This is a genomic window from Mycobacterium sp. 852002-51971_SCH5477799-a (assembly GCF_001667145.1).
Taxonomy (GTDB): Bacteria; Actinomycetota; Actinomycetes; order Mycobacteriales; family Mycobacteriaceae; genus Mycobacterium.
This window is the reverse complement of record NZ_LZIF01000005.1, coordinates 11,578-38,273: the sequence shown is the minus strand read 5'-3', so window position 1 is coordinate 38,273 and position 26,696 is coordinate 11,578. Positions and strand designations below refer to the sequence as shown.

Genomic DNA, 26,696 nt, shown 5'->3' with positions numbered 1-26,696 from the left:
GCAGCGTCCTAGGTCGACGACTGGGCCTCGGCCGCGGCCAACAGCCACGCGTATTGGAAGGCGGTTTCCTCCCAGCCCTTATAGCGGCCACTGACGCCGCCGTGCCCGGCGTTCATCTGGGTCTTCAACAGGACCTGATTGCCGGCACCGTTGGCGTGGCGCAGCGCCGCAACCCATTTGGCCGGCTCCACGTAGTAGACCCTCGTATCGTTCAGCGACGTCATCGCCAGAATCGCCGGATACCGCTTCGCCTCGACATTCTCATACGGCGAGTAGGACTTCATGTAGGAGTAGACGTCCTTGTCCGCCAATGGGTTTCCCCATTCATCCCATTCGGTGACGGTCAATGGCAGCGAGGGATCCAGAATGGTGGTCAGCGGGTCGACGAACGGGACTTGCGCGAGAATGCCGGCGAAAAGCTCCGGCGCCAGATTGGCCACCGCGCCCATCAACAAACCGCCGGCGCTGCCCCCCAGGGCCACCAGCTGACGCTCCCGGGTGACCCCGACATCCACCAAATGCCTTGCGACCGCGACGAAGTCGGTGAAGGTGTTCTTCTTCTCCAACAGCTTGCCGTGCTCGTACCACAGCCGGCCCATCTCACCGCCGCCACGCACGTGGGCGATGGCGAACACCATGCCTCGGTCCAGCAGCGACAGCCGGGCGATGGAAAAGCTTGGGTCGGTGCACAGCTCGTAAGCGCCGTAACCGTAAAGCAATGCCGGTGCCGGGAATTCGATGTCGGCGCGGTGCACGATCGACACCGGGATGCGGGTGCCGTCGTCGGCGATCGCCCAGTCACGCCGTTCCACGTAGTCGCCCGTCCGATAATCGCCGAGGACGGGCTGCTCGCGCAGCAAGGTGCGTTCACCGGTGGCGAGGTCGATGTCGTAGACCCGCGCCGGAGTGACCAGCGATCCCGCCCTGATCCGCAGCTTGGGCGCCGCCCAGTTGGGGTTGCCGGCGGGACCGGCCGTCATCAGCTCGGAGTCGAACGAAATTTCTTCGGGCTGTGCGTATGTGCCGTCCCCGTTGAGGGGCCACAGCTGCATCCGGGGCAATGCCTCGCGCCGATAGCTGACGACCAGGAGGCCGGCGAAAGCATCGATACCGTCGAGCCGGACGTCGTTGCGGTGCGGGATCAGGGTGCGCTGCCGGGCCGGATCGCTGACCGGCGCCTCAACGAGAGTGAAGTTGACCGCGCCGTCGTTGTGCAGGATCAAGAACCGGTCCTGGCCACCGATGACCGCGTGCTCGACCGCGTACTCGACGCCTTCGCGACGGGGCAGCACGACGGTGAACCGGGCCTGCGGGTCGGCGGCGTCGGCGTATCGATACTCGGAGGTGATCGAGGATCCCGAGGCGATGAAGACGTAGGCCTCGCTGCGGGTCAGCCCCACGCCGAGCCAATACTTTTCGTCCGCTTCGTGATACACCAGCTCCGACTCGGCACCGGAGCCCACCCGATACCGCCACACCTTGTCGGGGCGGTGGGCGTCGTCCAGGGTCAGGTAGTACATGGTGCGGTTGTCGGCGGCCCATGTCGCACCGGCCCCGATGTCGGCGATCTCGTCGGGAAGCAGTTCGCCGGTACGTAAGTCTTTGAACCGCAACGTGTATCGCTCATCGCCGAGGGTGTCGACCGAGTACGCCAGCAGATTCCCGTCCAGGCTCACCGTTGCGGCGCCGAGGGAGAAGAACTCGTGACCCTCGGCTTCGACATTGGAATCGAGCAGGATCTGCTCGCCCGGTATCTGGGTGTTCTCGTCCAGGGTCGGCGGATCCCAGTCGTCGGAGCCGCTTATCGGACAACGACATTGGACACGGTATTGCTTGCCCTCGTAGGTGCGCGCGTAGTACCACCACTCGCCCTGCCGGGTCGGTACCGACAGGTCCGTCTCCTTGGTGCGCGCCTTGATCTCGTCGAAGATCTGTTGCCGCAGCGGTTCGAGGTGGGCGGTCATCCGATCGGCGTATGCGTTTTCCGCCTCGAGGTGGGCGATGACTTCGGGGTTGGCTTTTTCGCGCAGCCACTCATACGGATCGATGAAGACGTCGCCGTGATGCTCGCGCCGGCTATCCACTCGCTTGGCGACAGGAGGTTCCAATTCGTCCAGGTGCGCTTCGGTCATGCGGGGGGACCGATCCAGCCGTCGAAGCTCAGGCCGGAAATGCGTTCGTAGGCTTCGATATACCGATCACGGGTGGCATCGATGATGGGTTCCGGCAGCGGTGGCGGCGGTTGTGAGCCGTGCCGGTCCCAGCCCGACTCGGGGCCGGTCAGCCAGTTGCGGACGAACTGTTTGTCGAAGCTGTTCTGGACGACGCCCTCCTGGTACTCGTCGGCCGGCCAGTAGCGGGACGAATCCGGGGTGAAGATCTCATCGGCCAGCAGCAGGTTGCCGTCTCGGTCGGTGCCGAACTCGAACTTGGTGTCGGCGATGATGATTCCCTTCCGGAGCGCGTGATCGGCGGCCTGAACATAGATTTGCAATGTGCGGTCGCGGAGTTGATTGGCGGGCACGGGACCGACCATCTCGATGACCCGCGCGAACGGAATGTTCTCGTCGTGGTCGCCCAGTGCGGCTTTCGTCGCGGGGGTGAACAGGGGTTGGGCGAACCTGCTGGCTTCGACCAGTCCCGGCGGCAGCGTGATGCCGCAGACCGTTCCGGTCGCCTGGTAATCCAGCAATCCCGAGCCGGTCAGGTAGCCGCGCGCCACGCATTCGATCGGAAGCATTTCCAGCTGGTGCACCACCAGCGCGCGGCCCAGGACCTCGTCGGGAATGCGTGGATCGTCCGGCGGCCCGGCCAAGTGGTTGGGGGCGTCGACGAGTCCGAAGAAGAAGACGCTCATCGCGGTGAGGATGCGGCCCTTGTCCGGGATAGTGCTGTCCAGGACGAAGTCGTACGCCGAGATTCGGTCCGTGGCGACGAGCAGCAGGTGCTCGTCGTCGATGCGATACAGCTCGCGGACCTTGCCGCTGGCCAGATGCTGGTAGTCGGACAGTGCAGGCATCCGGTCAGCCTATCGGGCACCCGCCAACCGGCTTTGTGCTGGGATCGGGGCTATGACACCGCGGTTTCTGCCCTACTCCACCAGGCCCGGCCGGCTGGCTGTCCAGCTGTTCAGCGACCTCGCCGTCGTCGTGTGGACGGTGCTCTGGCTGCTCGTCGGCCTAGCCGTCTACGACGCGATCGCCACCATCGCCGACGCCGGCCGGCAGGTCGAGACCGGCGCGAACGGGATCGCCGGCAACCTCGCGTCCGCCGGCCACGGAGCCCAGCACATTCCGGTGGTGGGCGACACGGTGAGCAAGCCGCTCAACTCCGCCAGCCACGCCGCGCTGGACATCGCCGGCGCGGGCCATGATCTGGACAGCGCGGCGAGCTGGCTCGCGGTGCTGCTCGCGATGGCCGTTGTCGCGGTGCCGCTCCTGGTCGCGGTAGTACCGTGGCTGTTTCTGCGGCTGCGGTTCTTTCGGCGCAAGTTGACCGTGACCGCTCTGGCCGCAACCCCGGCCGGTGCGCAATTGCTTGCGCTGCGCGCGCTGACCAACCGTCCGCCCCGCAAGTTGATCGCCGTCAGCGCGGATCCGGTTGGCGGATGGCGCCGTGAGGATCCGGCCACCATCGGGGCCCTGGTCGCGCTCGAACTACGGTCGGCCGGTATCGCGGTCCGCGGGAGTCAGCAGCGCCCGCGACAAGAGCAGTAGCCCGGCGACGACCACAACGAGCCACGCGGCCATCGCATCCCAGAAGAACACCAGCGAAACGGTGAACAGCGACGGCTGATCGAACACGCGCGCCATGGCGAAGCTGGCCGCGGAGTACATGCCCAACGGAAACACGAAGGCCCACCACACACCGGCGAATCTCAGCATGTTGGGGTACCGCCTGATGCGGTGCAGCGCAAAGTAGATCAGCGGCGGTATCCACAGCGTGGCCGTCATCCACGTCACGATCATGACCGCGCGCACCGGGCCGCCCAGCCATGCGGGAGCCACGGCGTGGATGTTGTCGCCGGCCAGCGTCGCAATCGCCATGGCGCCCATCAGGAGCCAGGTGTCGGGTTCGAAGCCGTCGCGGTCCTGTCGTTCGTTCACCACACGCCACATGGTCAGCCACGTCATCAGGCCATAGATGCACAGCGCCGCCACCCATCCGGCCACGGCCACCGCCAGCCACCAGTGATGGCCGGTTTGTCGGGCCGCCCGGGCGATCACGATCGCCAAACCGGAGGTTCCCACACTGCCCAGTTGCCAGGGGCCGTGGGCGCGGTCGCGCAGCTCGGTCCACCGGTGCGCCAACATATTTCGCGCGCTGAACAGGATCAGTATCAGCCAGGCCGCCAGGCCGACCCCGCCGAGGATCCGCGCCACCCACACGTTCGACGACAAGCGAGTGTCGATTACCGCACAGGCGGCGACGAACGTGATCAGTCGCAGCGTGACGTTGGGGTCGGTGAAGTCCCAACGCAACCCTTGGCCCGGGGTGGCGGCCTTCGCGGCGACCAGGGCAACCAGAAACAACAGCCCGGCAGTGGCGATGACACCCATCGTGTCGCTGATCAACCGGTACCCATGATTGTGCGCGTCGATCGACAGTATTCCCGTCGCCATCACCGCCGCGAACACATCGGGTGAGGGCTCGACGTCGGCGAACCGGATCGTCACGGTTCTTCGCGGAGCTCAACGACGAGGTGCCGGATGCCGGTGTGCCGATTGCTGCGGGTCCATTCGACCGGCCGGACAACTCGCACCCCGCCGAAGCGAGACAGCAGCTCTTCGAACAACACCCGCAGTTCCAGCCGGGCTAGATTGGCACCCAGGCAGTAGTGCACGCCCTGACCGAAGCCCAGATGCGGATTCGGCTTCCGCGAGATATCGAATTCGTCGGCGTTCCCGAACACCCCGGCGTCACGATTCGCCGAGCCTTCCCAGATCTGTATTTTCTGCCCCACCTCGATCGACTGCCCGGCCAGGGTTACGGCGCGAGTGGCGGTGCGACGCTTGGAGGGCGACGGCGACGTCCACCGCACCATCTCCTCGACGGCCGTGGGCAGCACATCGAGATCGCCTCGTAGCGACTGCAATTGGTGCGGATGGTGGGCCAACGCCAGCAGGCCGCCCGCCACCGCGTTGCGCGTCGTCTCGGCGCCGGCGCTGAACAACAGACTGAAGAACAGGTACAGCTCGAGGTCGGATAGGGCCGATCCGGCACCGCTGTCGCAGTCATCCAGCATCGCGTTCGCGACGACCGACAACATGTCGTCGGTGGGCTTTTCGCGCTTGGACGCGATCAGCCGCTGGCCGTACTGATACATCCGCGACCCGGCCTCTTCGACAGAGAGCTGCGACAGCGACGCCTTGCGCGAGCCGCCGAAGTCGAACTGCGGCTCGATCGCCTCGAACAGCCAATGCCGTTCGGATTCAGGCACTCCCAGCAGGATGCAGATCATCTGCATCGGCAATTCGGCGGCGATGTCCACCAGGAAGTCGAACGGCTCGCCGGGCACCACCGCGTCCAGCAGCCGGCGCGCCCTGGTCCGCAGGTCGTCCTCGACCAGCCTGATCATCCGCGGTGTCAACCCCGAGCTGACCAGGCGCCGAATCTGTGAATGCCGCGGATCGTCCATCATGTTGAGCACCTGACCCGCGATCGACAAATCCTGCAACAGCGTGCCGCCGTACGGCCGCGAGCCACCCGTGACCGATGAATAGGTCACCGGATCCTTCAGCACCTCAAGCGTTTCCGCGTAGGTGGCCACCGACCAGAAGCCTTCGCCGTCCGGGGTGTTGTCGGTCGGTGCGTGCCAGTACACCGGCGCCTCACGACGGTGGATCGCGAACAGATCGTGCGGAAATCCGTTGGCGAAGTTGTCCAGATCGGTGAAATCGATTTCGGCGAGCGCGCCCGCCAGCGTCACAGGATCGCGCCCGGGGCGTACTTGGCCGCGTCCGGGTAGCGGTTCACCAGCGCGTCGACCTGCGCCGCCACCTCGTCCACCTGGTCACCGGCGGCACCGGTGAAAGCCTTCTTGTCGGCCAGCGCGGCGTCCAGAGCGGCCCGGTCCAGCGGCAGGCGTTCGTCGGCGGCCAGGCGCTCCAACAGGTCGGGCTCGGCTCCGTGTTCGCGCATGGCCAGTGCGGTGGCCACCGCGTGTTCGCGGATCACGTGATGCGCGGTCTCGCGTCCCACGCCGGCGCGCACCGCGGCGATCAACACCTTCGTGGTGGCCAGGAATGGCAGGTAGCGATCCAGCTCGCGGCCGATCACGGCCGGATAGGCACCGAACTCGTCGAGCACCGTCAGGAACGTCTCGATCTGCCCGTCGATCGCAAAGAAGCTGTCCGGCAACGCCACTCGGCGCACCACCGAGCAGAACACGTCACCCTCGTTCCACTGCGCCCCCGCCAGTTCCGCGGCCATCGAGGCGTAGCCCCGCAGCGCTACCTGCAGCCCGTTGACTCGTTCGCAGCTGCGGGTGTTCATCTTGTGCGGCATGGCCGAGGAGCCCACCTGTCCGGGCGCGAATCCCTCGGTAACCAGTTCATGCCCGGCCATCAGCCGGATGGTGTGGGCCATCGATGACGGTCCCGCGCCCAGCTGCACCAGCGCCGAAACCACGTCGTGGTCCAGCGAACGCGGATACACCTGCCCTACGCTGGTCAATACCGTTGCGAAACCCAAGAATTCGGCTACGCGCCGCTCGAGCTCGGCCAGCTTGGCCGCGTCACCATCCAGCAGGTCGAGCATGTCCTGCGCGGTGCCCATCGGGCCCTTGATGCCGCGCAGCGGGTAGCGGTCGATCAATTCGCGCAGCCTGGTCAACGCGATCAGCGTTTCCTGGGCCGCCGAGGCGAACCTCTTGCCCAACGTGGTCGCCTGCGCGGCGACGTTGTGGCTGCGTCCGGCCATCACCAGGTCGCGGTAGGCCACGGCCCGCTCGGCGAGCCGCGCGGCGACGGCCACGCCGTGACCGAAGACCAGCTCCAGCGAGCGCCGAATCTGAAGTTGCTCCACGTTCTCGGTCAGGTCGCGACTGGTCATGCCCTTGTGCACGTGCTCGTGACCGGCCAGGGCGTTGAACTCCTCGATGCGCGCCTTGACGTCGTGGCGCAGTGCCCGTTCCCGGTCCGCGATGGACGCCAGATCGACGTCCTCGATCACCCGCTCGTAGTCGGCGACGGCTTCGGAAGGCACCGCAACACCCAGCTCCGCCTGCGCGCGCAGCACCGCCAGCCACAGCCGCCGCTCCGCGACGACTTTGGCCTGCGGCGACCAAATCGCGACCATCTCGGCACTGGCGTACCGAGTGGCCAGCACATTCGGAATGCTCACTTGGTCCTCACGAACACACAGCTTACGGTCGCGCTCGTAGCCTATGCGGATGTACTTCGCCGGCGTCGACCTTGCGTGGGCTGGTCGTAACCCGACCGGCGTCGCGGTGGTGGACTCCGCCGGCACCCTGGTGAGGGTGTGCGCGGTCCGCGACGACGACGAGATCCTGGCGGCGTTGCGCCCCTACGTGCAGGGCGATTGCGTGGTCGCCTTCGATGCGCCGCTGGTGGTGAACAACCCGACCGGCCAGCGCCCGGCCGAGAACGCGCTCAACCGCGATTTCCGCAGGTACGAGGCCGGCACCCACCCCTGCAACACCGGAAAGCCCGAATTCGCCGCCGGCCCCCGCGCGGGCCGCCTGGCCGCGACGCTGAGCCTGGATCTCGATCCGCGATCGCCGGCCGCGCGGCGCGCCATCGAGGTCTACCCGCATGCGGCCACCGTCGCCCTGTTCCAGTTGGAGCGCACGCTCAAATACAAGGCAAAGCCCGGGCGCACCGTCGACGGGCTCAAATCCGAGCTGCTGCTGCTGATGGACGGCGTCGAGCGGCTGGCGCACGCCCTGGTACCGCTCCGCGTGACCGGGCACGACGGGTGGATCGCGCTGCGCCGGGCCGTCGCGGCCGCGCAGCGCAAAAGCGAGCTGCGCCGCGCGGAGGATCCCGTCGACGCCGTGGTCTGCGCCTACGTGGCGTTGTATGCGCAGCGCCAGCCGGGGGAAGTGACGATCTACGGCGACCCCGACACCGGACACATCGTGACGCCGTCGCCGCCGGTGGATCCGGTCCGCGGATAGGGGTCGGTCAGATCTGCACGGGCCGCTGATCGATCGGCGCGAGCACCTCGATGAGGTCGACCACCGCACCCTGCGCCGCCGCACGCGGATCCCGGCCCTCCACCAGGGCCGAAACCACCGAACCGTCCACCGCGCAGATCAGCGTGCACACCAGTTCGATGTGCACCGAGCGACCCGAGCGCTCGATGGCCTCGGCCACCGCCTCGGCGCGCTGGCGCAGGCTGCGACGCATGGTGTCGCGCAGCGCGGGCAGCCGGATGCACGCGATGTGACGCTCGTAGCGCGAGATCAGCTGTTCGGTAAGGCCCGGGCCGGACACGTCGCCCACGAGCAGATCGGCCAACACCTCGGCGATGGTCTCCGGTCCCCGGCGCCGCCGCGACAAGGCGCTGACCCGCGACCGCAACTGCGCCACCTCGATCATGGCGATGTGTTCGACGGCGCGCGCGATCAGATCGTCGAGCGAGGAGAAGTAGTAGGTCGTGGATGCCAACGGCAATCCGGCACGCCGCGCGACCGCCCGGTGCCGCACCGCTTCGAACCCGCCCTCGGCCAGCAGCTCCGCGGCGGCGCTGACGAGCGCATACCGCCGGCGTTCTCCTTTTGGAGTAACCGCTGCAGTCACGAGTAGCCATCGTGCCAGCCAAAGTGGTACTGCGATGCCATTTCGGCCAAACGGCCAGGGCATAATGGCCCGCATGCCCGACTTGAGCCGACGCGCCCTGCTCGGCCTCGGCGCCAGCGCGGCCGTGGGGGCGGTGGGCGCCTACGGGCTCGACATCCTGTTAGAGCCACGCACATCTCACGCCATGCCGGTGTCGACGGCCGGCACCCAGGTGCCGTTCGCGCCGCCGCCGAACCCACCTCGCGATCCGGCTCCACCGCCGGCGGCCGCGCCCACCATGGTGACCGGTTCCTTCGTCTCCGCCGCACGCGGTGGGGTGAACACGAACTGGGCCATCGCCCGTCCGCCGGGCCAGACGAAACCGCTGCGACCCGTGATCGCACTGCACGGCAAGGGCAGTGACGCGTCCACCGTGATGGCGGGCGGCGTCGAACACGGTCTCGCACAGGCCGTCGACGCCGGGCTGCCGCCATTCGCGGTGGTCGCCGTCGACGGCGGCGGCGGCTATTGGCACAAACGGGCTTCCGGTGAGGACAGCGGCGCCATGGTGCTCGACGAGCTCATCCCGATGTTGGGCAACCAGAACCTGGACACCTCGCGAGTGGCGTTCCTGGGCTGGTCGATGGGCGGCTACGGGGCATTGCTGCTGGGCGGCCGGTTGGGGCCGGCCCGCACCGCGGCGATCTGCGCGGTCAGCCCGGCGCTGTGGATGTCCTCGGGTGCGGCCGCGCCCGGAGCCTTCGACGGCCCGGACGACTTCGCGGCGAACTCGGTGTTCGGCATGCCCGCCCTGGCCTCGATCCCCATCCGAATCGACTGCGGCGACAGCGATCCGTTTTACAGCGCGACAAAGCAATTCATTGCGCAACTGCCCAATCCGCCGGCGGGTGGCTTCTCGCCCGGTGGGCACGACGGGGCTTTCTGGAGTTCGCAGTTGCCCGCCGAGCTGACCTGGATGGCACCGCTGCTGACGGCGTAGCAAGTTAGGCTCGCGGGGGTGACGGCACCTTTCGACTGGACCTTCCCGTACGCCTGGCCGCGCAAGCCCATCCTGGCGGAAAACGTTGTGTGCACATCGCAACCGCTTGCCGCCCAGGCGGGCCTGCGGATGCTCGCGCAGGGCGGCAGCGCGGTGGACGCGGCCATCGCCACCGCCGTCACCCTGACCATCGTGGAGCCGGTATCCAACGGCATCGGTTCGGACGCCTTCGCCATCGTGTGGGACGGCAAGCAGTTGCACGGGCTGAACGCCTCAGGCCGCTCACCCGCGGCCTGGACACCGGAATACTTTGGCGGCAAGGAAGTTCCGATCCTCGGCTGGAATTCGGTGACCGTGCCCGGCGCGGTGTCGGCGTGGACGGAACTGCATGCGAAGTTCGGCAGGCTCCCGTTCGAGCGGCTGTTCGAACCCGCAATTAGCTACGGCCGCAACGGATTCCTGGTTTCTCCGACGGTCGCGGAGCAGTGGGCGGCGCAGGTTCCGCTGTTCGAGAAGCAGCCGGGCTTCGCCCAGGCGTTTCTGCCCGGCGGGCGGGCGCCGAGACCCGGCGAGCGATTCAGTTTGCCCGATCATGCTGCAACCCTCGAGACGATCGCCGCGACCAACGGCGAGGCGTTCTACCGTGGGGAACTGGCCGCCAAACTCGAGGCGCACGCGCTGGACAACGAGGGCGCCATGCGGGCCAGTGACCTGGCGGCTCACCGTGCCGACTGGGTCGGTACGGTCGACGGCGGCTACCGCGGGTATACGGTGCACGAGATCCCGCCCAATGGGCAGGGGATCGTCGCGCTGATCGCCCTGGGCATCCTCGAGCATTTCGACATGGCCTCGCTGCCAGCGGATTCCGCCGACAGCGTGCACCTGCAGATCGAAGCGGTGAAGCTGGCGTTCGCCGACGCCCATGCTTATGTCGCCGACATCGAGCACATGCCGTGGGGGCCGGAACGGCTAATGGACACGGAGTACCTGAGGCGGCGCGCGGCGCTGATCGACCGCGGGCGGGCCAGGCCGGCAGCCGCCGGCGCCCCTGCGGGCGGCACCGTCTATCTGACCGCGGCCGACGCCGGGGGGATGATGGTGTCGATGATCCAGTCGAACTACATGGGGTTCGGTTCGGGTGTGGTGGTGGGGGGCACCGGGATCTCGCTGCAGAACCGGGGTGCGAATTTCGTTGCGGCCCGCGGACATCCGAACGCAGTGGGCCCGAACAAGCGCCCGTACCACACCATCATCCCGGGATTTGTGACCAAAGACGGCGCCGCGGTGATGAGCTTCGGGGTGATGGGCGGAATGATGCAGCCACAGGGACACGTGCAGGTGATGGTGCGCATCGCCGATCATGGGCAGAACCCGCAGGCGGCGTGCGACGGCCCGCGGTTTCGGTGGGTGGAGGGCATGCAGGTCAGCTGCGAAACAGGGTTCCCGGCCTCGACGCTGGACGAGTTGCGCCGGCGCGGACACGATCTGGTTGCCGTCGACGACTACAACCAATTCGGCAGCTGCCAGGCGATCTGGCGTCTCGAGGGCGGCTATGTCGCGGCCAGCGATCCGCGGCGGGACGGTCAGGCCGCCGCCTTCTAGACGCGGATCTTCCCCTCGGCAGCCAGCTGGGCGATGTCGCTGCGGAAATGACTGCCCGGCAGCCGAATTGAACGAACGACCGCATAGGCTTTGGTCCGCGCGGCGGTCAGGTCGGCACCCGTGCCCACCACCGACAAGACCCGGCCGCCCGAGGAGACGATTTCGCCGTCGTCGCGACGCGCGGTGCCGGCGTGCAGCACCCCGTCGGCTTCCGAGCCGACGATGACGTCACCCACCCGGGGGCGTCCGGGGTAGCTCTCCGCGGCCACCACCACTGTCACGGCGGCACCGTCGTGCCAGCGCAACTCGCCGAAGTCTGCCAGTGTCCCACTGCCGGCCGCGTACAACAGCTGCCCGAGCGGCGATTCCAGCAGCGCCAGCACCGCCTGCGTCTCGGGATCACCGAAGCGGCAATTGAATTCGACCACCGCGGGTCCGTTCGACGTGATGGCGAGTCCGGCATACAGCAATCCGCTGAACGAGCTGTCACGCGCAACCATCTCGGCCGCAACGGGTTCGACGATGTTGCGGACCACGTCGCGGTACACCTCGTCGGGCAGCCACGGCACCGGCGCGTAGGCGCCCATGCCGCCGGTGTTGGGACCGCTGTCGCCGTCGCCGACGCGCTTGAAATCCTGTGCCGGCAGCAACGGCACCACGGTTTCGCCGTCGACCACGCAGAACAGCGACACCTCCGGGCCGTCCAGGTAGGACTCCAGCAGCACCGGGTGCCCCGCCTCGAGGAGCCCGGCGGCGTGCGCGCGTGCGACGCCGCGATCCGCGGTCACCACCACGCCCTTGCCCGCGGCCAGGCGGTCGTCCTTCACCACCCAGGCCGCATGCCCCGCCGGCGGGCCGAACCGGTCCAGGGCGACGTCTAAATGCGCGGGGGTATCGACGATTTCGCTGGTGGCGGTGCGCACCCCCGCCGCGGCCATGACCTCCTTGGCGAAAGCCTTCGAGCCTTCGATGCGAGCGGCCTGCTTGCTGGGGCCGAAGCAGACGATGCCGGCGGCTCGCACCGCGTCGGCCACCCCCAGGACCAGCGGAACCTCGGGACCGATGACCACCAGGTCGGCGCGGACCTCGCGCGCCAGGGCGACGACGTCTTGCGCCGAGGTGACGTCGACCTCGTGCTGGTCGGCCAGCCGCGCGGTGCCGGCGTTGCCGGGAGCGACCGCCAGCCCCGTGACCTGGGGGTCTTTGCGAAGCGCCAACAGCAGCGCATGCTCACGGGCACCGGAACCAATCACCAGGACACGCACGACACGTCAGACTAGCCGGTGCAGCGGCGCACACCCACAGTCCGGAGGATTCAGAGGATTTTCTCGAGCAGCGCCTTGAGGTCGTTGCGCTGCGCCACGGTGAGGCGCCCGAGGCGCTTGTCGAACTCGTCGGAGAGCATTCTCAGGCCTTTCCTGGCCGCCTGACGCCCGGCCGGGGTGAGCAGCAGCCGGTGCCGGCGCAGATCGGACGGATCGATCTCGCGACGCACGAACCCTGCCGCCTCGAGCCGCTTCAGGTACAACGTCACCGTCGCCTTGGGCATGCTCAACGCCGCCGCCAGCTCGGCCGGGTAGGGGTGCTCGTCGATCTCGGCGAGCAGGAAGAGCTCCTTGGACTCGAGGCCCAGCGCGCAGATGTCGGCCTCGGCGCACGAGATGACCGAGAGCAGCACCCGGTAGTTCAGTGACCAGATCTTGGCCGCATCGACCGCAGACATCGACTTGCCAGATCGTTCAGCTATGAACTAGTTTTATTTTGAACAACCTCATAGTCGAACAACCTACCAGGAAGTGGGCAGCATGCCGCTGGATCAATATGTGACACTCGGGCGATCCGGTTTGCGCGTCAGCCCCCTGTGCCTGGGCGCGATGACATTCGGTGAAGACCTCGGCTGGGGCACCAGCGTGGAAGAGTCCCAACAGATCATCGACCGCTACCTCGAACTCGGCGGCAACTTCATCGACACCGCCAACTTCTACACCCGTAGCCACTCCGAGAAGATCATCGGCGACCACGTCGGGCGCCACCCAGCCCGCCGCGATCGGCTGGCGATCGCGACCAAGTTCAGTGGCAACCTGTATCCCGGTGATCCCAACGGCGGCGGCTCGGGCCGCAAGTCGCTGATCAACGCCTGCGAAAACTCGTTGCGGCGCTTGCAAACCGACTACATCGACCTGTACTGGCTGCACATCTGGGACTCCACCACCCCCATCGAGGAGACCATGGCGGCACTCGAGGACCTGGTTCGCGCCGGCAAGGTGCGCTACATCGGCGTCTCGGACACCCCGGCGTGGAAGTCGCCCAGGCCAACCTGATCGCCGATTTCCGCGGCTGGCCGGCGTTCGTCGGGCTGCAGGTCGAGTACTCGCTGCTGGAGCGCGCCATCGAACAGGATTTGGTGCCGATGGCGTCCGAATTCGGCCTCGGCATCACCCCATGGTCGCCGCTGAAGAGCGGCGTGCTGAGCGGCAAATACACCCGCGCCAACAGCGGCCGGCACACCGCCGACCGCGGCGCCATGGTCGACGCCTTCCTCAACGAAAGAACCTACGCCGTCATCGACGAACTCGAAGCCATCGCCAAGGCGCACGAGACCACCGTCGCCAGTGTGGCGCTGGCCTGGGTGCGCGCGCAGCGCGCCGTCTCGTCCGTCATCATCGGGGCGCGCCGGCTCTCCCAGCTCGAGGACAACGTCCGAGCGGTCGACGTGAATCTCGCCGCCGACGAGCTGGCCCGGCTGGACACGCTGACCAAGCCCAGGTTCGGCTTCCCGCACAACATGCTGGAGATGGCGCCGGGCATCATCAACGGCGGAACGACGGTCAACGGGGTCGCCGCGCCGATCTCCGAATACGTGATGCCCGAAGGCGTCCAGCCGTACTGAGTCGGCGCCGAGGTCATCCGATGGCCTGATAGATCAGGCGCGTGTACATCCTGGTGCGCTCGGTTCCGGCCGGGGTGACCTGCCCCATCCTGTTCATGACATACGCGAATGTGGTGCGGCAGTAAGGGTTCATGACCGCCATGGAGCCGCCCCAGCCGCCCCAGTAGCAGACTCTTTCATCGGGCATGTCCGGCACCGCGTCCCGATGCGGTAACGCGAAGCCGATGCCCCATCGCGCGGGCATGGCCAGCACCAGGTCGGTGCCGTTGGCCTGCTCCTCGAAGATCAGGTCAATCGTCTCGGACCGAAGCAGCCGTACCCCGTTTACGCTGCCGCCCAACGAGATCGGTGACAACGCGCGCACCAGCGAGCGGGCGTTGCCGTGTCCGTTCGCCGAGCCGATCTCCGCGCCGCGCCACGCGGCTGTCTCCGCGGCCGGCGCGGCCGCCGCGGTGGGCGGCACGGCGGCGAACGTCTTGCGCATCGGATGGTCGGCGGACACCGCGTCGAGGGGCACGTCCAGCGGTGGTGGCGGAACGAGCTCGGCGATGCGGTCGTAGTCCTCGGGCCGAGCACCGATCTGGAAGTCGGCGCCGAGCGGTTCGCTGATCTGCTCGCGCACAAACGCTTTGAGCGTCGTGCCGGTGACCCGGCGCACGAGTTCACCGACGAGGTGCCCGATGGTGATCGCGTGGTAGCCCGAGGCGGTTCCCGGCGGCCACCACGGCGCCTGGGTGGCGAGTTGCGACGTGGCTTTGTCCCAGTCGTAGATGTCCTCGAGCGTGAAAGGCATATCCCAGCCGGACACCCCCGAGGTGTGACTGAGGACGTGACGCACCTCGATGCGGTCCTTGCCGTTGGCGGCGAACTCGGGCCAGTACTTGGCGACGGGGGCGAACGGGTCGAGCACACCGCGGTCGATCAGCATCAGCGCCGCCAGGGCGGTCACGTTCTTGGTGCTGGAGAAGACGTTGACGATGGTGTCCCGCGACCATTCCCGGGTTTTCGCCCGATCGGCATACCCGCCCCAGATGTCGACGACGAGCTCGCCGCCGATATCGACGGCGATGGCGGCACCCAGCTCGCCGCTCGCGGTGACCTCGTCAGCCAGCGCGGCGGCGAGATCCTCGAAGCGGCTGTCGTAGTAGCCATGTAACACCCCAGTGGTGAAGTGGGCGTCGATTCTGGCGTGGCTTGCGGCGAGATGCGCCTGGTTATTCATGGGTCACCCTCCATTCGTCGGTGACCTGACTATGTGTCGCGGCGAGTGGAAGAACATCCGCCAAAGGGCCTACGCGCGCGGGCGGACCACCGAGCGGGTTTCTACGTCTTTGTGCCGATGTTTGGCCCCTTCAACCAGCTCAGGCTGGCTAACATGGCTGAGACCGACCAACGCGCGGACGCGCCACCATTGAACTGGAGCGACTTGGGCGTAACCGAGCTCCCGACCGGAACGGTGACGTTGCTGCTCGCAGACGTCGAGGGCTCGACGCGGCTCTGGCAGACCCAGCCCGACGAGATGAGCGCGGCGATCGCGCAGTTGGACCGGGCGGTATCGGACCTGGTTGCCCAGCACAGCGGGGTGCGCCCGGTGGAGCAGGGCGAGGGCGACAGCTTCGTGGCCGCCTTCGCCCGCGCCAGCGACGCCGCCGCGTTTGCTCTGCAATTGCAGCGCACACCGCTGACGCCGATCCGTCTGCGAATCGGCCTGCACACCGGCGAAGTGCAACTGCGCGACGAAGCAAACTACATCGGGCCGACCATCAACCGTGCGGCACGGCTGCGCGATCTCGCCCACGGGGGCCAGACGGTCTTGTCGGCGACCACAGCCGACCTGCTCGCCGACGCGGTCGGCGCCCAAGCGTGGCTGCTCGACCTCGGCACCCACCCGTTGCGGGATCTGCCCCGGCCCGAACGTGTATCGCAGCTCTGCCACCCTGACCTGCGCAACGAGTTCCCACCGCTTCGCGCCTCGAAAAGTTCTGGAAGGCAGCATCTTCCGCCGCAGTTTTCCAGTTTCGTCGGCCGCGCCGCGGAAATCGAAGCCGTCCGCCGGATGCTTGGCGAGCAGCGGTTGGTGACGCTGACCGGCGCCGGCGGTGTCGGCAAGACCCGGCTGGCGGTGCGGGTCGCAGACCAGCTGGACGCGGAATTCGAGGACGGCGTGTGGTACGCCGACCTGGCACCCGTCACCGACCCCGACGTCGTCCCGGTCGCCGTGACGCGCGCCCTGGGTCTGCCCGACCAAGCGGGGCGTTCGACGATGGACACTCTCACCCACGTCATCGCCGGGCGGCACATGCTCGTCGTGTTGGACAACTGTGAGCACCTGATCGATGCGGCCGCCGCGCTGGCCGTTGCGTTGCTCCGGTCTTGCCCGGCGCTGACGATTCTCGCCACCAGCCGTGAGCCGATTCGTGTGGCCGGCGAAATCGCCTGGGCCGTACCGTCGTTAGCGCTGACCGACGAGGCGGTTGCCCTGTTCGCAGATCGTGCCCGGCAAGTGCGGCCCGAGTTCGCCATGTCGGCAGACGATTCGGCCACCGTGACGGAGATCTGCCGGCGACTCGACGGCATACCACTGGCAATAGAGCTCGCCGCGGCGCGCGTGCGGGCACTGTCGCTGACGCAGGTCCTCGACAGCCTGCACAACCGCTTCCGGCTGCTGACCGGCGGGGCGCGCACCGCCGTGCGCCGCCAGCAGACGCTGCGCGCGTCGGTGGACTGGTCGCACGCGCTGTTGACCGAGCCCGAACGTGTTCTGTTCCGGCGGTTGGCCGTGTTCATGGGCGGATTCGACCTGGATGCGGCGCAGGCGGTGGGCGGGGACACCGACATCGAGCGCTACCAGATCCTCGATCAACTCACCTTGTTGATCGACAAATCGCTCGTCACGACCGAAGACGGTGGCTCCGGGACCCGTTACCGAATGTTGGAGACGGTTCGGCAGTACGCGCTGGAAAAGCTCGGCGAATCGGGCGAGGCGGACACGGTTCGCGACCGCCACACCGACCACTACACCGCGATCGCCAGTCGGCTCGACATGGCGGGGTACTCCGAGCAGCAGCGCCGCATCGAGCAAGCCGTACTCGAGATGGACAACCTGCGGGCGGCATTCGCATGGGCTGGCGAAAATGCGCGATACGCCACCGCATTACAACTCGCGTCGGCCCTACAGCCGCTGTGGACGACTAGGGGCCGCGTGCAGGAGGGAACGGCCTGGTTCGACGCCGCGCTCACCGAGGCCGCCGCGCACAACGCGGAGCTACCGCTTCCGGTCCGGGCCCTGGCGCTCGCAGACAAAGCCATGCTCGAGGGCGCGCAATCGATCCACGACAACATGGACAAGGCGTTGGAGGCGCTGGCCCTCGCGCGTGAGATCGGTGACCCGGCACTGCTCGTCCGCGCACTCGCCGGCTGCGGCCTCATCGCCGCCTATGACGCCGAGGCCGCCAGCTTGTACTTCGACGAGGCGGTCGGCCTCGCCCGTGCGGTGGGCGACGACTGGAGTCTGAGCCAGATCCTGGCCTTCCAGGCGTTCGCGGCGGTCACCGGAAAGGGTGACGCGGCCGCGGCGCGGGCGGCCGGCGAAGAAGGGCGTGACATCGCCGACGCGATCGGGGATGGCTACACCTCGCGGGGGTGCCGGTGGTGTATTGGCTTGGCGCAGCAGTGGGAAGGGGACCTCTTCGGAGGCATAGCGCAGTTCCGCGCCGTGGTCGCCGAAGCGGAGGCGGCGCACGACGAAACGTGGCGAATGTCCAGCCTCGTCAGCCTGGGCCACTACCTCGCCTTCGCCGGTGACCCGGACGGGGCCAGAGCCGCCGCCACCGCGGCCGTCGAAGCCGCCGCGGATTACAGCGCGTTCATCCAGGGCTTCGCCTATGCCGCGCTGGCGGTCGCGAACCTGGCCGCGGGTGATGTGGAAGCGTCGGCCGCGGCCGGCGAGGCGGCGTGGGAACGCATGAAAGCCCAACCCGAACTGGCCGCGGTCAACGTCATCCCACTCGCGGACGTTGCCCTCGCGCGGGGTGACCTGACGGTGGCGCGCCGCTTGGCGGACGATGCCGTCACGGTAGCCCCCGGCATGCACCTGCTGCTCGCGCTGACGAAGCGTGCGCGAATTGCTATCGCGCAAAACGATGTTGAGCAAGCAGCGCGCGACGCACGCGATGCGCTCATCAGCGCCGGGGAACTGAAGGGGTATTACGTTGTCCCCGACGTCATCGAATGCCTGGCCATACTCGCGGCGAGCGCCGGGGCGAACCGAGAAGCCGGGCGCCTCTTCGGCGCGGCAGATGCGGTGCGCGGCCGCGCCGGCTATGTGCGATTCAAGATCTACGACGACGCCTATGACACGTCGGTGGCAGCCCTTCGGGAAACCATGGGCGAGAGCGAATTCCACGAGGCATGGGCCGAGGGTGCGGAGCTGTCGATCGAGGAGGCGATCGCCTACGCGCAGCGCGGGCGCGGGGAGCGCAAACGACCGGCAACGGGATGGGAATCACTGACCCCCGCCGAAATCAACGTGGTGAAGCTGGTCAGCGAGGGGCTGGCGAACAAGGACATCGCCGCCCGCCTTTTCGTGTCCTCACGAACGGTGCAGACGCATCTGAGCCACGTCTACTCCAAGCTGGGGATCAGCTCGAGAGTCCAACTTGCGCAGGAGGCTTCACGCCACGCTTAGTCGTCCTTCTTGCCCGAGTGCATCTTGCGCGCGGCATCCACGTTGCCCTTCTTGTCCTCCCCTGCGCCCTTGGCCGCGGCCTTCTTGCGTTTGGCCACGACGGCGTCGACTGCGCCGTTGAGCGCCGAACCCAGCGGGAAGCCGAGGTAGTGGGTGAGGAAGACGGCCATCTCCTTCAGTTCGGTCTCGGTGAGCTCGCCGTTGAGAAGGGCTGCGTTGATTTGGATTTCGGCCAGGTCGCGGTTGCCGATCGCGGTCACCGCCGTCAGCGTCATGATGCGCTTGTCGCGCATCGACAATCCCGGTCGCGTCCAGATGCTGCCGAACAGGTGATCGACGGTCAGGTCGAAGTACGCGTCGCCCTCGATGTTGGGCATCTCCCAGCCGTAGACCTCGTTCATCTTCGCGAGGCCCTTACTGCGCAGCTCGTCCATTACGCCTCTTTCTGTGTGTGCGGCACCCCAAGGTCCGCGGCCAATCGCTGAAAGGCCAACTCGGCGAAAGGCAGGTCGACCGAGACCGCCTCGCCGAGAGCCAGCGCCAGGCTCAGGTCCTTCTCCCCCAGGCCGCGGGCGTGCACGAAGGACTGGTACAGGAAATTATCCGGTTCGATGTCCTTCATGTTGTCGCGGACCATGATCGCCCCTGGGCCGCTGGTGAGAGCGTCGGTATGCCGGACCACCCGGCCCAATGCCTGCAGATCGAGCCCGGCCGCCTCGGCGAGCTTCATGGCCTCGCACGCCACGGCGTACGAGGTGAACGTCAACATGTTGCGGGCCAGCTTCATTCGCGTCCCGGCACCCGGCACGCCGGCGTGGATGACCATCGCGGCCCAGTGTTTGAAGGCCGGCTTGATTCGCTCGTACACCTCGCGCTCGGCGCCCACCATCGTGGCGAGTTCGCCCTTCGCCGCCGCGGCGGCCCCACCGCTGACCGGCGCATCGACGATATGGATGTCTCGCGGCTTGTGCTCGGCCGCGAGTTCGACCGCGGTGGTGTCGCTGATGGTCGAGTGGATCGCGATGACGGTGCCGGGTTTCGCGTGGGCCGCCAGTTCGCCGACCACCTCACGCACCTGGGCGTCGTTGAGAACGGTGATGTGGATGATGTCGGCGGCGGCGACGTCGGCGACGCTGTCGGCCAGGCCGGCGCCCTTTTCGGCCAGAGGGGTCATCGCCTCGGTCCTGATGTCGTAAACCGTTATTCCGCCAGGCCATTCGGTCATCTTGGTGGCCATCGGCGCGCCCATGTTGCCCAGGCCGATGTAGCCGAGCTTCGCGTGATCGCTCATGATCGGATTATCTGTCCACCGTCAACGTTGAAGATCTGTCCGGTGATCCACGATGCCTCGTCGGAGAGCAGAAACAGACACATGCCGACCAGGTCCTCGGGCGTGCCCATCCGCGACAGCGGCAGGCCCTTGACGATGTCGGCGACCATCTCCGCCGGCGTGGTGGTCCGGTTGGCCTCCGTGTCGATCGGCCCCGGGGCTATCGCGTTGATCCGGATCTTCTGGCCACCCAGTTCTCGGGACAATTGCTGGGTCAGGCCGTTGAGCCCGACCTTGGCCAGGCCGTAGTAGTTCGCGTAAAGCCAAGCAGCGGTGGACGACTGGTTGACGATCGCCCCGCCGCCGCGCTTGGCCATCTTCTTGTACACCGCGCGGGTGCACCACAGCGCCCCGTCCAGGTTCACGCTCATGAACTTGCGGTAGTAATCCGGGTCGATGGTGAGCAGGAAGTCCAGCTTCATGCCGCCGAAGATCGCGGCGTTGTTGACCAGGTAGTCGATGCCGCCGAATTCGGCCAGCGTGCGGTCGGCCATCTCCTTGGCCGACGCGGGGTCGGACACGTCGACCGGAATGCTGATGGCGGTTCCGCCGTCGGCGACGATTTGCTTGGCGACCGCGTCGGCGGCCTCGGCGTTGATGTCGGCAACCACCACCGCCGCGCCCTCGCGGGCCAGGGCCTCGGCGTACGCCTGCCCGATGCCACCACCGGATCCGGTGACGATGCCGACCTTATTCTCGAATCGCATGCTTTCCTCTCGTTCGCCTGATCGGCGGGTCACTGCACGGCTGTGGCAATGGTTTTGACTTCCAGGTACTCCTCGAAGCCGGCCAAGCCCATTTCTCGCCCGTTCCCGGACTGTTTGTATCCGCCGAACGGCGCGTCGGCCGAATACCAGACACCGCCGTTAACATTGACGGTTCCCACCCGCATCCGCGCGGCGAAGTTGGCCGCGCGTTCGGGGTCCGCGCCGAACACGGTGCCCGACAAGCCATATGGCGAGTCGTTGGCGATGCGCAACGCATCGTCTTCGCCGTCGTAGGCGATCACGGTGAGCACCGGTCCGAAGATCTCCTCCCGGGCGGGACGCGCGTCATTGGTCAGGCCGGCGATCACGGTGGGCTCGATGAAGAACCCGCGGTCCTTGTCCGCCGGACGGCCACCGCCGCAGGCGAACGTCCCGCCCTCGGCGATCGCCAGATCGAGGTAGCTCTGCACGCGATCCCGTTGCCGGGCGGAAATCACCGGGCCACAAACTGTTCCGGAGTCGTCGGGGTCGCCGGGTTTGATCGAGCCCATGGTGCCCGCCGCGATGGCGACGGCCTCGTCATAGCGGGCCCGCGGAACCACCAGCCGGGTCGTGATTGCGCAGCCCTGCCCGGCGTGCATGGCCGCGGTGAATGCCGACATGGAGCACGCCCCGCCCAGGTCGGCGTCGTCGAGAACGACGAACGCCGACTTGCCGCCCAGCTCCAGGAACACCCGCTTGATGGTCGCGGCGGCGTCGCCCATGACGCTGCGGCCGGTCGCGGTCGATCCGGTGAACGAAACCATATCCACCCGAGGGTCTTTCGAGAGCAGCGCCCCCATTCGGTGGTCGTTCGACGTGATGACATTGATGACACCGGGCGGGAAGTCGGTGTGCTCGGCGATGATTTCGCCGAGCACGGCGGCACACCAGGGGGTGTCCGGTGCGGGCTTGAGCACCACGGTGTTGCCGGCGGCCAGCGCGGGGCCCAGCTTGGCGAGGTTGATCTGGTGCGGGAAATTCCACGGGGTGATCGCACCGACGACGCCGACGGCTTCGCGTGCGACCGTCCGCCGGGTCGGGATGCCCATCGGCGATGCCTGGCCGAGGTCCTGATTCCACTCGTAGGTCTCGGCGGTGTCGGCCGCGAAGCTCAGGTCGGCGACCGGTCCCTCCAATTGGGCGGCCGAGGTGAGCATCCGCGGGGCGCCTACCTCGGCGATGGTGATGTCGCGCAGTTCCTCGATGTGGTCGCGCATCGCGTCGCGCAGCTGTCGTATGCAACGCACCCGCAATTCGGTGTTACGGGACCAGTTCGTCTCGTCGAAAGCACGCCGCGCGGCGTCGATCGCGCGGTCCATGTCGGTGGCGTCGGCGTTGGCGGCGACGCCCAGCACCTCCTCGGTCGCCGGGTTCACCGTGGGAAAGTTGCCGGCGCTACCGGCCGACAGCTTGCCGTCGATGAACAGTTCACTCACGCCGTCGGCCAACAAGGCCATGTCCCGCTCCCGTCTGCGCGCGGCGGCCGCCACGCCATCTAGTGGACAGTTGTCCGATATTGTCCGATAGAACCATAGTCGTCGGCCGCCCGAAGGTGCAAGAGCCGATCTCTGATACTGCTCGTCGGGCAGCAGACAATGCCTTGTGAACTGTGTTTTTGTGGAGCGGGCTTGCTTCTCTCGGTTTCAGTCCACTAGCTTGGACATGTGTCCAGCGAAGCACTGGTGACGATCCCGTCCGACAACGACCGCCACACCGGTCAGCCGGCGCGCAACCGTCGCCAGGAGGAGACCTTCCGCAAGGTGCTGGCGGCCGGCATCGAGACCCTGCGGGAGAAGTCGTACGCCGACCTGACGGTGCGCGCGGTCGCCGCCCGCGCCAAAGTCGCCCCGGCCACGGCGTACACCTACTTCTCGTCGAAGAACCACCTGATCGCCGAGGTGTATCTGGATCTGGTGCGGCGGGTGCCGTTCTTCACCGACGTCAACGACCCGATGCCCGCCCGGGTGGACAAGGTGTTGCGTCACCTGGCGCTGGTGGTCGCCGACGAACCCGAGGTCGGCGCGGCGTGCACGACGGCGCTGCTCGGCGGTGGCACGGACCCGGCGGTGGGTGCAGTGCGTGATCGCATTGGCGCGGAGATCCACCGCCGCATCGCGTCGGCCATCGGGCCCGGAGCCGACCCGAACACGGTGGCCGCGCTGGAGATGGCTTTCTTCGGCGCATTGGTGCAGGCGGCCAGTGGCCAGTTCACCTATCACCAGATCGCCGACCGATTGGCCTACGTAGTGAGTCTGATTCTGCCCGGGACGACAAGCCAGGAGACAAGAACTTAAATGACCGTCCATGTGGGCGACCACGAGCTGGTCCTCGATCCCTACGACTACGACTTCCACGAAGATCCGTACCCGTACTACCAGCGGCTGCGCGACGAGGCCCCGCTGTATCGCAATGACGAACTGAAGTTCTGGGCGCTCTCGCGGCACCAAGACGTGCTGCAGGGATTCCGCAACAGCACAACACTTTCCAACAAGTACGGCGTGTCGCTGGACCCCGCGTCGCGGGGCCCGCACGCCAGCAAGACGATGTCGTTTCTGGCGATGGACGACCCGGCCCATCTGCGGCTGCGGACGCTCGTCTCAAAAGGCTTCACCCCGCGCCGGATTCGCGAACTCGAGTCGCGCGTCACCGAGATCGCGACCCAGCATCTCGACACGATGCTCGACAAGGCCAAAAACGGTGCGGTCGACTACGTCGACGAATTCGCCGGCAAGCTGCCCATGGACGTCATCTCCGAGTTGATGGGGGTCCCCGAGCCGGATCGGGATCAGGTTCGGGCCTGGGCCGACGGGGTGATGCACCGCGAGGAAGGTGTCACCGACGTGCCGCCGGAGGCGGTTGAGGCCTCGCTCAACCTGATCGTTTACTACCAGCAAATGGTGGCCGCGCGGCGCGAGAAGCCGACCGACGACCTGACCTCGGCGCTGCTGGAGGCCGAGATCGACGGCGACCGGCTCACCGACGACGAAGTGCTCGGGTTCATGTTCCTGATGGTGATCGCCGGTAACGAGACGACCACCAAACTGCTTGCCAATGCCGCGTTTTGGGGTCACAAGAACCCGGATCAACTCGCGCCGGTCTACCAAGATCTGTCGCGGGTGCCGCTGTGGGTCGAGGAGACCTTGCGCTACGACACCTCCAGCCAGATCCTGGCTCGTACCGTGGCGGGCGAGCTGACCCTCTACGACACCACCATCCCCGAGGGCGACGTCCTGTTGCTGTTGCCCGGATCCGGGCATCGCGACGAGCGAGCCTTCGATAACCCTGACGACTACCTGATCGGGCGCGAAATCGGGCCCAAACTATTGAGTTTCGGTAGCGGCGCACACTTCTGCCTGGGCGCGCATCTGGCGCGGATGGAAGCCCGGGTCGCGCTCACCGAGTTGTTCAAGCGAATCCGCGGATACGAGGTGGACGAGGCCAACGCCGTCCGCGTCCACTCGAGCAATGTCCGCGGATTCGCTCACCTACCCATGAGCGTGGAGGTCCGTTGAATGCCCCGGTTTGAACCCTTGCCCGAACGCCGGCCCGCCATCGTGGCCGGCGCTTCCTCCGGCATCGGAGAGGCCACCGCCATCGAGCTCGCCGCGCACGGCTTCCCGGTCGCCCTGGGTGCGCGCCGGGTCGAGAAGCTCGACGACATCGTCGGCAAGATCAACGCCAACGGCGGTGAGGCGGTCGGGTTCCACCTGGACGTCACCGATCCGAACTCGGTGAAATCCTTTGTCGCACAGTCGACCGGCGCGCTCGGTGACATCGAAGTGCTGGTGGCCGGCGCCGGTGACACCTACTTCGGCAAGCTCGCCGAGATCGCAGGCGACGAGTTCGAGTCGCAGCTGCAGATCCACCTGGTCGGCGCCTTCCGCTTGGCCTCGGCCGTCCTGCCGGGCATGCTGGAGCGGCGGCGCGGCGACCTGATCTTCGTGGGTTCCGATGTCGCCTTGCGCCAACGCCCACACATGGGCGCCTACGGCGCCGCCAAGGCCGCACTCGTCGCGATGGTCACCAACTTCCAGATGGAGCTCGAGGGCACCGGTGTGCGGGCATCTATCGTGCACCCCGGCCCGACGAAGACCTCGATGGGTTGGAGCCTGCCGCCCGAGAAGATCGGCCCCGCACTGGAGGACTGGGCCAAATGGGGCCAGGCCCGCCACGACTACTTCCTGCGCGCAGCGGATTTGGGACGGGCCATCACGTTCGTCGCCGAGACACCGCGCGGTGGCTTCATCGCGAACATGGAGCTTCAACCCGAAGCCCCGTTGTCCGACAACAAAGATCGCCAGAAACTCGCACTCGGCGAAGAGGGGATGCCAGGACAATGACCACGACGGCGACTGTGCCGCGGGTATCCGGTGGCGAAGAAGAGCATGGCCATCTCGAGGAATTCCGCACCGACCCAATCGGATTGATGCAACGCGTCCGCGACGAGTGCGGGGACGTCGGCTGGTTCCAGCTGGTGGACAAACATGTCATCCTGCTCTCCGGCGCGGGTGCCAACGAGTTCTTCTTCCGGTCCGCCGACGAAGACCTCGACCAGGCTGCGGCGTACCCGTTCATGGCGCCGATCTTCGGCAAGGGCGTGGTGTTCGACGCCAGCCCGGAGCGACGCAAGGAGATGCTGCACAACTCGGCGCTGCGCGGCGAGCAGATGAAGGGCCACGCCGCGACCATCGAGGCTCAGGTCAAGGGAATGATCGCGGACTGGGGCGACGAGGGCGAGATCGAGCTGCTCGACTTCTTCTCCGAGTTGACCATCTACACCTCGACGGCCTGCCTGATCGGTGTGAAATTCCGCAACCAGCTCGACCACCGGTTCGCGGAGTACTACCACGAGCTCGAGCGCGGCACCGACCCGTTGTGTTACGTCGATCCCTACCTGCCGATCGAGAGCTTTCGGCGTCGCGACGAGGCCCGGGTCAAACTCGTTGCGCTGGTGCAGGAAATCATGAACCAGCGGCTATCCAACCCGCCGAAGGACAAGAGCGACCGCGACATGCTCGACGTGCTCGTGTCGATCAAGGACGAGGATGGGAACCCGCGGTTCTCCGCCGACGAGGTCACCGGCATGTTCATCTCACTGATGTTCGCGGGGCACCACACCAGTTCGGGGACCTCGGCGTGGACGTTGATCGAGCTGATTCGCCATCCCGACGTGTACGCCGAGGTGCAGGCCGAGATCGAGGAGCTCTATGCCGATGGCCAAGAGGTGAGTTTCCATGCGCTGCGGTCGATTCCGAAACTGGACAACGTGGTCAAGGAAACCCTGCGCCTGCACCCGCCGCTGATCATCCTGATGCGGGTCGCCAAGGGCGAGTTCGAGGTCGAAGGTTTTCCGATTCACGACGGCGACTACGTAGCGGCCTCCCCGGCGATCTCGAACCGGATTCCGAAGGACTTCCCCGACCCCGACGCGTTCAAGCCCGATCGCTACAACAAGCCCGAGCAGGCCGACATCGTCAACCGGTGGACCTGGATCCCGTTCGGCGCGGGCCGGCACCGGTGCGTCGGCGCCGCCTTCGCCCAGATGCAGATCAAGGCGATCTTCTCGGTCCTGTTGCGCGAGTACGAGTTTGAGATGGCCCAGCCGGCAGACAGCTATCACAACGACCACTCCAAGATGGTGGTGCAGCTCGCGCGGCCGGCCAAGGTCCGATACCGCAAGCGCAGCGCGTAAGG

General features: G+C 67.0%; 22 protein-coding genes and 1 pseudogene. 10 read left to right on the top strand and 13 right to left on the bottom strand.

What is annotated here, in order from left to right; genetic code table 11:
* Positions 1–8: 8 nt before the first annotated feature.
* On the bottom strand, positions 9–2,132 hold the full coding sequence (locus A5753_RS00230; protein ID WP_067121764.1) for a S9 family peptidase: 2,124 nt from the start codon (positions 2,130–2,132) through the stop codon (positions 9–11).
* Positions 2,129–3,019: a phosphoribosylaminoimidazolesuccinocarboxamide synthase gene (locus tag A5753_RS00225; protein WP_067121761.1), complete on the bottom strand. Its 891-nt coding sequence runs from the start codon at positions 3,017–3,019 to the stop codon at positions 2,129–2,131. Before A5753_RS00225 ends, A5753_RS00230 begins: the two co-directional genes overlap by 4 nt.
* A gap of 52 nt (positions 3,020–3,071) precedes the next feature.
* On the opposite strand from A5753_RS00225, the gene A5753_RS00220 reads away from it, so the two are divergent.
* The gene (locus tag A5753_RS00220; protein WP_067121758.1) at positions 3,072–3,716 is read left to right on the top strand and encodes a hypothetical protein; all 645 of its coding nucleotides are present in this window, start codon (positions 3,072–3,074) and stop codon (positions 3,714–3,716) included.
* On the opposite strand, the gene A5753_RS00215 is transcribed toward A5753_RS00220, so the two are convergent.
* Genes A5753_RS00215 through purB form a run of 3 tightly spaced genes read right to left on the bottom strand, consistent with a single transcriptional unit; the run spans position 3,657 to position 7,344 of the window.
* Complete coding sequence (locus A5753_RS00215) at positions 3,657–4,676, bottom strand: tellurite resistance/C4-dicarboxylate transporter family protein (RefSeq protein ID WP_067121755.1); 1,020 nt, start codon at positions 4,674–4,676, stop codon at positions 3,657–3,659. The genes A5753_RS00220 and A5753_RS00215 overlap by 60 nt on opposite strands.
* Positions 4,673–5,929, bottom strand: a complete 1,257-nt coding sequence (locus tag A5753_RS00210; protein WP_067121753.1) for a cytochrome P450 — start codon at positions 5,927–5,929, stop codon at positions 4,673–4,675. Before A5753_RS00210 ends, A5753_RS00215 begins: the two co-directional genes overlap by 4 nt.
* Entirely contained in the window at positions 5,926–7,344 is a 1,419-nt protein-coding gene (gene purB / locus A5753_RS00205; protein WP_067121750.1) for an adenylosuccinate lyase, read from the bottom strand. Before purB ends, A5753_RS00210 begins: the two co-directional genes overlap by 4 nt.
* Positions 7,345–7,393: 49 nt before the next feature.
* On the opposite strand from purB, the gene A5753_RS00200 reads away from it, so the two are divergent.
* Positions 7,394–8,140 carry a DUF429 domain-containing protein gene (locus A5753_RS00200; protein ID WP_067121747.1) on the top strand — a complete coding sequence of 249 codons (747 nt, stop codon included), beginning with the start codon at positions 7,394–7,396 and terminating at the stop codon, positions 8,138–8,140.
* A gap of 7 nt (positions 8,141–8,147) precedes the next feature.
* On the opposite strand, the gene A5753_RS00195 is transcribed toward A5753_RS00200, so the two are convergent.
* Positions 8,148–8,765 carry a TetR/AcrR family transcriptional regulator gene (locus tag A5753_RS00195; RefSeq protein ID WP_067121744.1) on the bottom strand — a complete coding sequence of 206 codons (618 nt, stop codon included), beginning with the start codon at positions 8,763–8,765 and terminating at the stop codon, positions 8,148–8,150.
* Positions 8,766–8,826: 61 nt separating this feature from the next.
* Here A5753_RS00195 and A5753_RS00190 point away from each other — a divergent pair, with 61 nt between their 5' ends.
* Together A5753_RS00190 and A5753_RS00185 are read left to right on the top strand one after the other, a co-directional pair.
* Positions 8,827–9,744 (top strand): alpha/beta hydrolase-fold protein, encoded by a 918-nt coding sequence (locus A5753_RS00190; RefSeq protein WP_067121978.1) that lies wholly within the window; start codon positions 8,827–8,829, stop codon positions 9,742–9,744.
* Positions 9,745–9,762: 18 nt separating this feature from the next.
* Positions 9,763–11,346: a gamma-glutamyltransferase family protein gene (locus A5753_RS00185; RefSeq protein WP_067121741.1), complete on the top strand. Its 1,584-nt coding sequence runs from the start codon at positions 9,763–9,765 to the stop codon at positions 11,344–11,346.
* Here the strand turns inward: A5753_RS00185 and purD are convergent.
* The gene (gene purD / locus A5753_RS00180) at positions 11,343–12,611 is read right to left on the bottom strand and encodes a phosphoribosylamine--glycine ligase (protein WP_067121738.1); all 1,269 of its coding nucleotides are present in this window, start codon (positions 12,609–12,611) and stop codon (positions 11,343–11,345) included. The two genes, A5753_RS00185 and purD, sit on opposite strands and share 4 nt — an antisense overlap.
* Before the next feature lie 50 nt (positions 12,612–12,661).
* Positions 12,662–13,069, bottom strand: a complete 408-nt coding sequence (locus A5753_RS00175) for a MarR family winged helix-turn-helix transcriptional regulator (RefSeq protein WP_067121735.1) — start codon at positions 13,067–13,069, stop codon at positions 12,662–12,664.
* Between the two features lie 73 nt (positions 13,070–13,142).
* Here A5753_RS00175 and A5753_RS25115 point away from each other — a divergent pair.
* Positions 13,143–14,236, top strand: a pseudogene (locus A5753_RS25115) (aldo/keto reductase).
* 13 nt (positions 14,237–14,249) lie between these two features.
* Here A5753_RS25115 and A5753_RS00165 read toward each other — a convergent pair.
* Positions 14,250–15,458, bottom strand: coding sequence for a serine hydrolase domain-containing protein (locus tag A5753_RS00165; RefSeq protein WP_082971098.1), 1,209 nt, complete (start codon positions 15,456–15,458; stop codon positions 14,250–14,252).
* 153 nt (positions 15,459–15,611) lie between these two features.
* On the opposite strand from A5753_RS00165, the gene A5753_RS00160 reads away from it, so the two are divergent.
* On the top strand, positions 15,612–18,923 hold the full coding sequence (locus tag A5753_RS00160; RefSeq protein ID WP_067121972.1) for a LuxR family transcriptional regulator: 3,312 nt from the start codon (positions 15,612–15,614) through the stop codon (positions 18,921–18,923).
* Here A5753_RS00160 and A5753_RS00155 read toward each other — a convergent pair.
* The 4 genes from A5753_RS00155 to A5753_RS00140 are packed head-to-tail and all read right to left on the bottom strand — an operon-like array spanning position 18,920 to position 22,459.
* On the bottom strand, positions 18,920–19,357 hold the full coding sequence (locus tag A5753_RS00155) for a carboxymuconolactone decarboxylase family protein (RefSeq protein ID WP_067121733.1): 438 nt from the start codon (positions 19,355–19,357) through the stop codon (positions 18,920–18,922). The genes A5753_RS00160 and A5753_RS00155 overlap by 4 nt on opposite strands.
* Positions 19,357–20,214: an NAD(P)-dependent oxidoreductase gene (locus tag A5753_RS00150; protein WP_067121731.1), complete on the bottom strand. Its 858-nt coding sequence runs from the start codon at positions 20,212–20,214 to the stop codon at positions 19,357–19,359. Before A5753_RS00150 ends, A5753_RS00155 begins: the two co-directional genes overlap by 1 nt.
* Positions 20,211–20,960 (bottom strand): SDR family oxidoreductase, encoded by a 750-nt coding sequence (locus tag A5753_RS00145; RefSeq protein WP_067121710.1) that lies wholly within the window; start codon positions 20,958–20,960, stop codon positions 20,211–20,213. Before A5753_RS00145 ends, A5753_RS00150 begins: the two co-directional genes overlap by 4 nt.
* A gap of 29 nt (positions 20,961–20,989) precedes the next feature.
* A complete protein-coding gene (locus tag A5753_RS00140; RefSeq protein WP_067121969.1) occupies positions 20,990–22,459 on the bottom strand; it encodes an aldehyde dehydrogenase in 1,470 nt (489 codons plus the stop codon).
* 207 nt (positions 22,460–22,666) lie between these two features.
* Between A5753_RS00140 and A5753_RS00135 the strand changes: the two genes are divergently transcribed.
* Genes A5753_RS00135 through A5753_RS00120 form a run of 4 tightly spaced genes read left to right on the top strand, consistent with a single transcriptional unit; the run spans position 22,667 to position 26,694 of the window.
* Entirely contained in the window at positions 22,667–23,296 is a 630-nt protein-coding gene (locus A5753_RS00135; RefSeq protein ID WP_067121709.1) for a TetR/AcrR family transcriptional regulator, read from the top strand.
* The gene (locus tag A5753_RS00130) at positions 23,297–24,514 is read left to right on the top strand and encodes a cytochrome P450 (protein WP_067121707.1); all 1,218 of its coding nucleotides are present in this window, start codon (positions 23,297–23,299) and stop codon (positions 24,512–24,514) included.
* Positions 24,515–25,342: an SDR family oxidoreductase gene (locus tag A5753_RS00125; protein WP_067121705.1), complete on the top strand. Its 828-nt coding sequence runs from the start codon at positions 24,515–24,517 to the stop codon at positions 25,340–25,342. It abuts the gene before it with no gap.
* Positions 25,339–26,694 carry a cytochrome P450 gene (locus tag A5753_RS00120; protein ID WP_067121703.1) on the top strand — a complete coding sequence of 452 codons (1,356 nt, stop codon included), beginning with the start codon at positions 25,339–25,341 and terminating at the stop codon, positions 26,692–26,694. The genes A5753_RS00125 and A5753_RS00120 overlap by 4 nt, the downstream gene beginning before the upstream one ends.
* The last annotated feature ends 2 nt before the right edge of the window (positions 26,695–26,696 follow it).

Excerpts from the sequence above, each read along its gene's own strand:
- A5753_RS00160 (WP_067121972.1), top strand. The coding sequence starts at position 15,612 with ATGGCTGAGACCGACCAACGCGCGGACGCGCCACCATTGAACTGGAGC.
- A5753_RS00155 (WP_067121733.1), bottom strand. The coding sequence starts at position 19,357 with ATGGACGAGCTGCGCAGTAAGGGCCTCGCGAAGATGAACGAGGTCTAC.
- A5753_RS00175 (WP_067121735.1), bottom strand. The coding sequence starts at position 13,069 with ATGTCTGCGGTCGATGCGGCCAAGATCTGGTCACTGAACTACCGGGTG.
- A5753_RS00230 (WP_067121764.1), bottom strand. The coding sequence starts at position 2,132 with ATGACCGAAGCGCACCTGGACGAATTGGAACCTCCTGTCGCCAAGCGA.
- A5753_RS00225 (WP_067121761.1), bottom strand. The coding sequence starts at position 3,019 with ATGCCTGCACTGTCCGACTACCAGCATCTGGCCAGCGGCAAGGTCCGC.
- A5753_RS00150 (WP_067121731.1), bottom strand. The coding sequence starts at position 20,214 with ATGAGCGATCACGCGAAGCTCGGCTACATCGGCCTGGGCAACATGGGC.
- A5753_RS00140 (WP_067121969.1), bottom strand. The coding sequence starts at position 22,459 with ATGGCCTTGTTGGCCGACGGCGTGAGTGAACTGTTCATCGACGGCAAG.
- A5753_RS00220 (WP_067121758.1), top strand. The coding sequence starts at position 3,072 with ATGACACCGCGGTTTCTGCCCTACTCCACCAGGCCCGGCCGGCTGGCT.
- A5753_RS00125 (WP_067121705.1), top strand. The coding sequence starts at position 24,515 with ATGCCCCGGTTTGAACCCTTGCCCGAACGCCGGCCCGCCATCGTGGCC.
- A5753_RS00120 (WP_067121703.1), top strand. The coding sequence starts at position 25,339 with ATGACCACGACGGCGACTGTGCCGCGGGTATCCGGTGGCGAAGAAGAG.
- A5753_RS00145 (WP_067121710.1), bottom strand. The coding sequence starts at position 20,960 with ATGCGATTCGAGAATAAGGTCGGCATCGTCACCGGATCCGGTGGTGGC.
- A5753_RS00130 (WP_067121707.1), top strand. The coding sequence starts at position 23,297 with ATGACCGTCCATGTGGGCGACCACGAGCTGGTCCTCGATCCCTACGAC.
- A5753_RS00200 (WP_067121747.1), top strand. The coding sequence starts at position 7,394 with ATGTACTTCGCCGGCGTCGACCTTGCGTGGGCTGGTCGTAACCCGACC.
- A5753_RS00165 (WP_082971098.1), bottom strand. The coding sequence starts at position 15,458 with ATGAATAACCAGGCGCATCTCGCCGCAAGCCACGCCAGAATCGACGCC.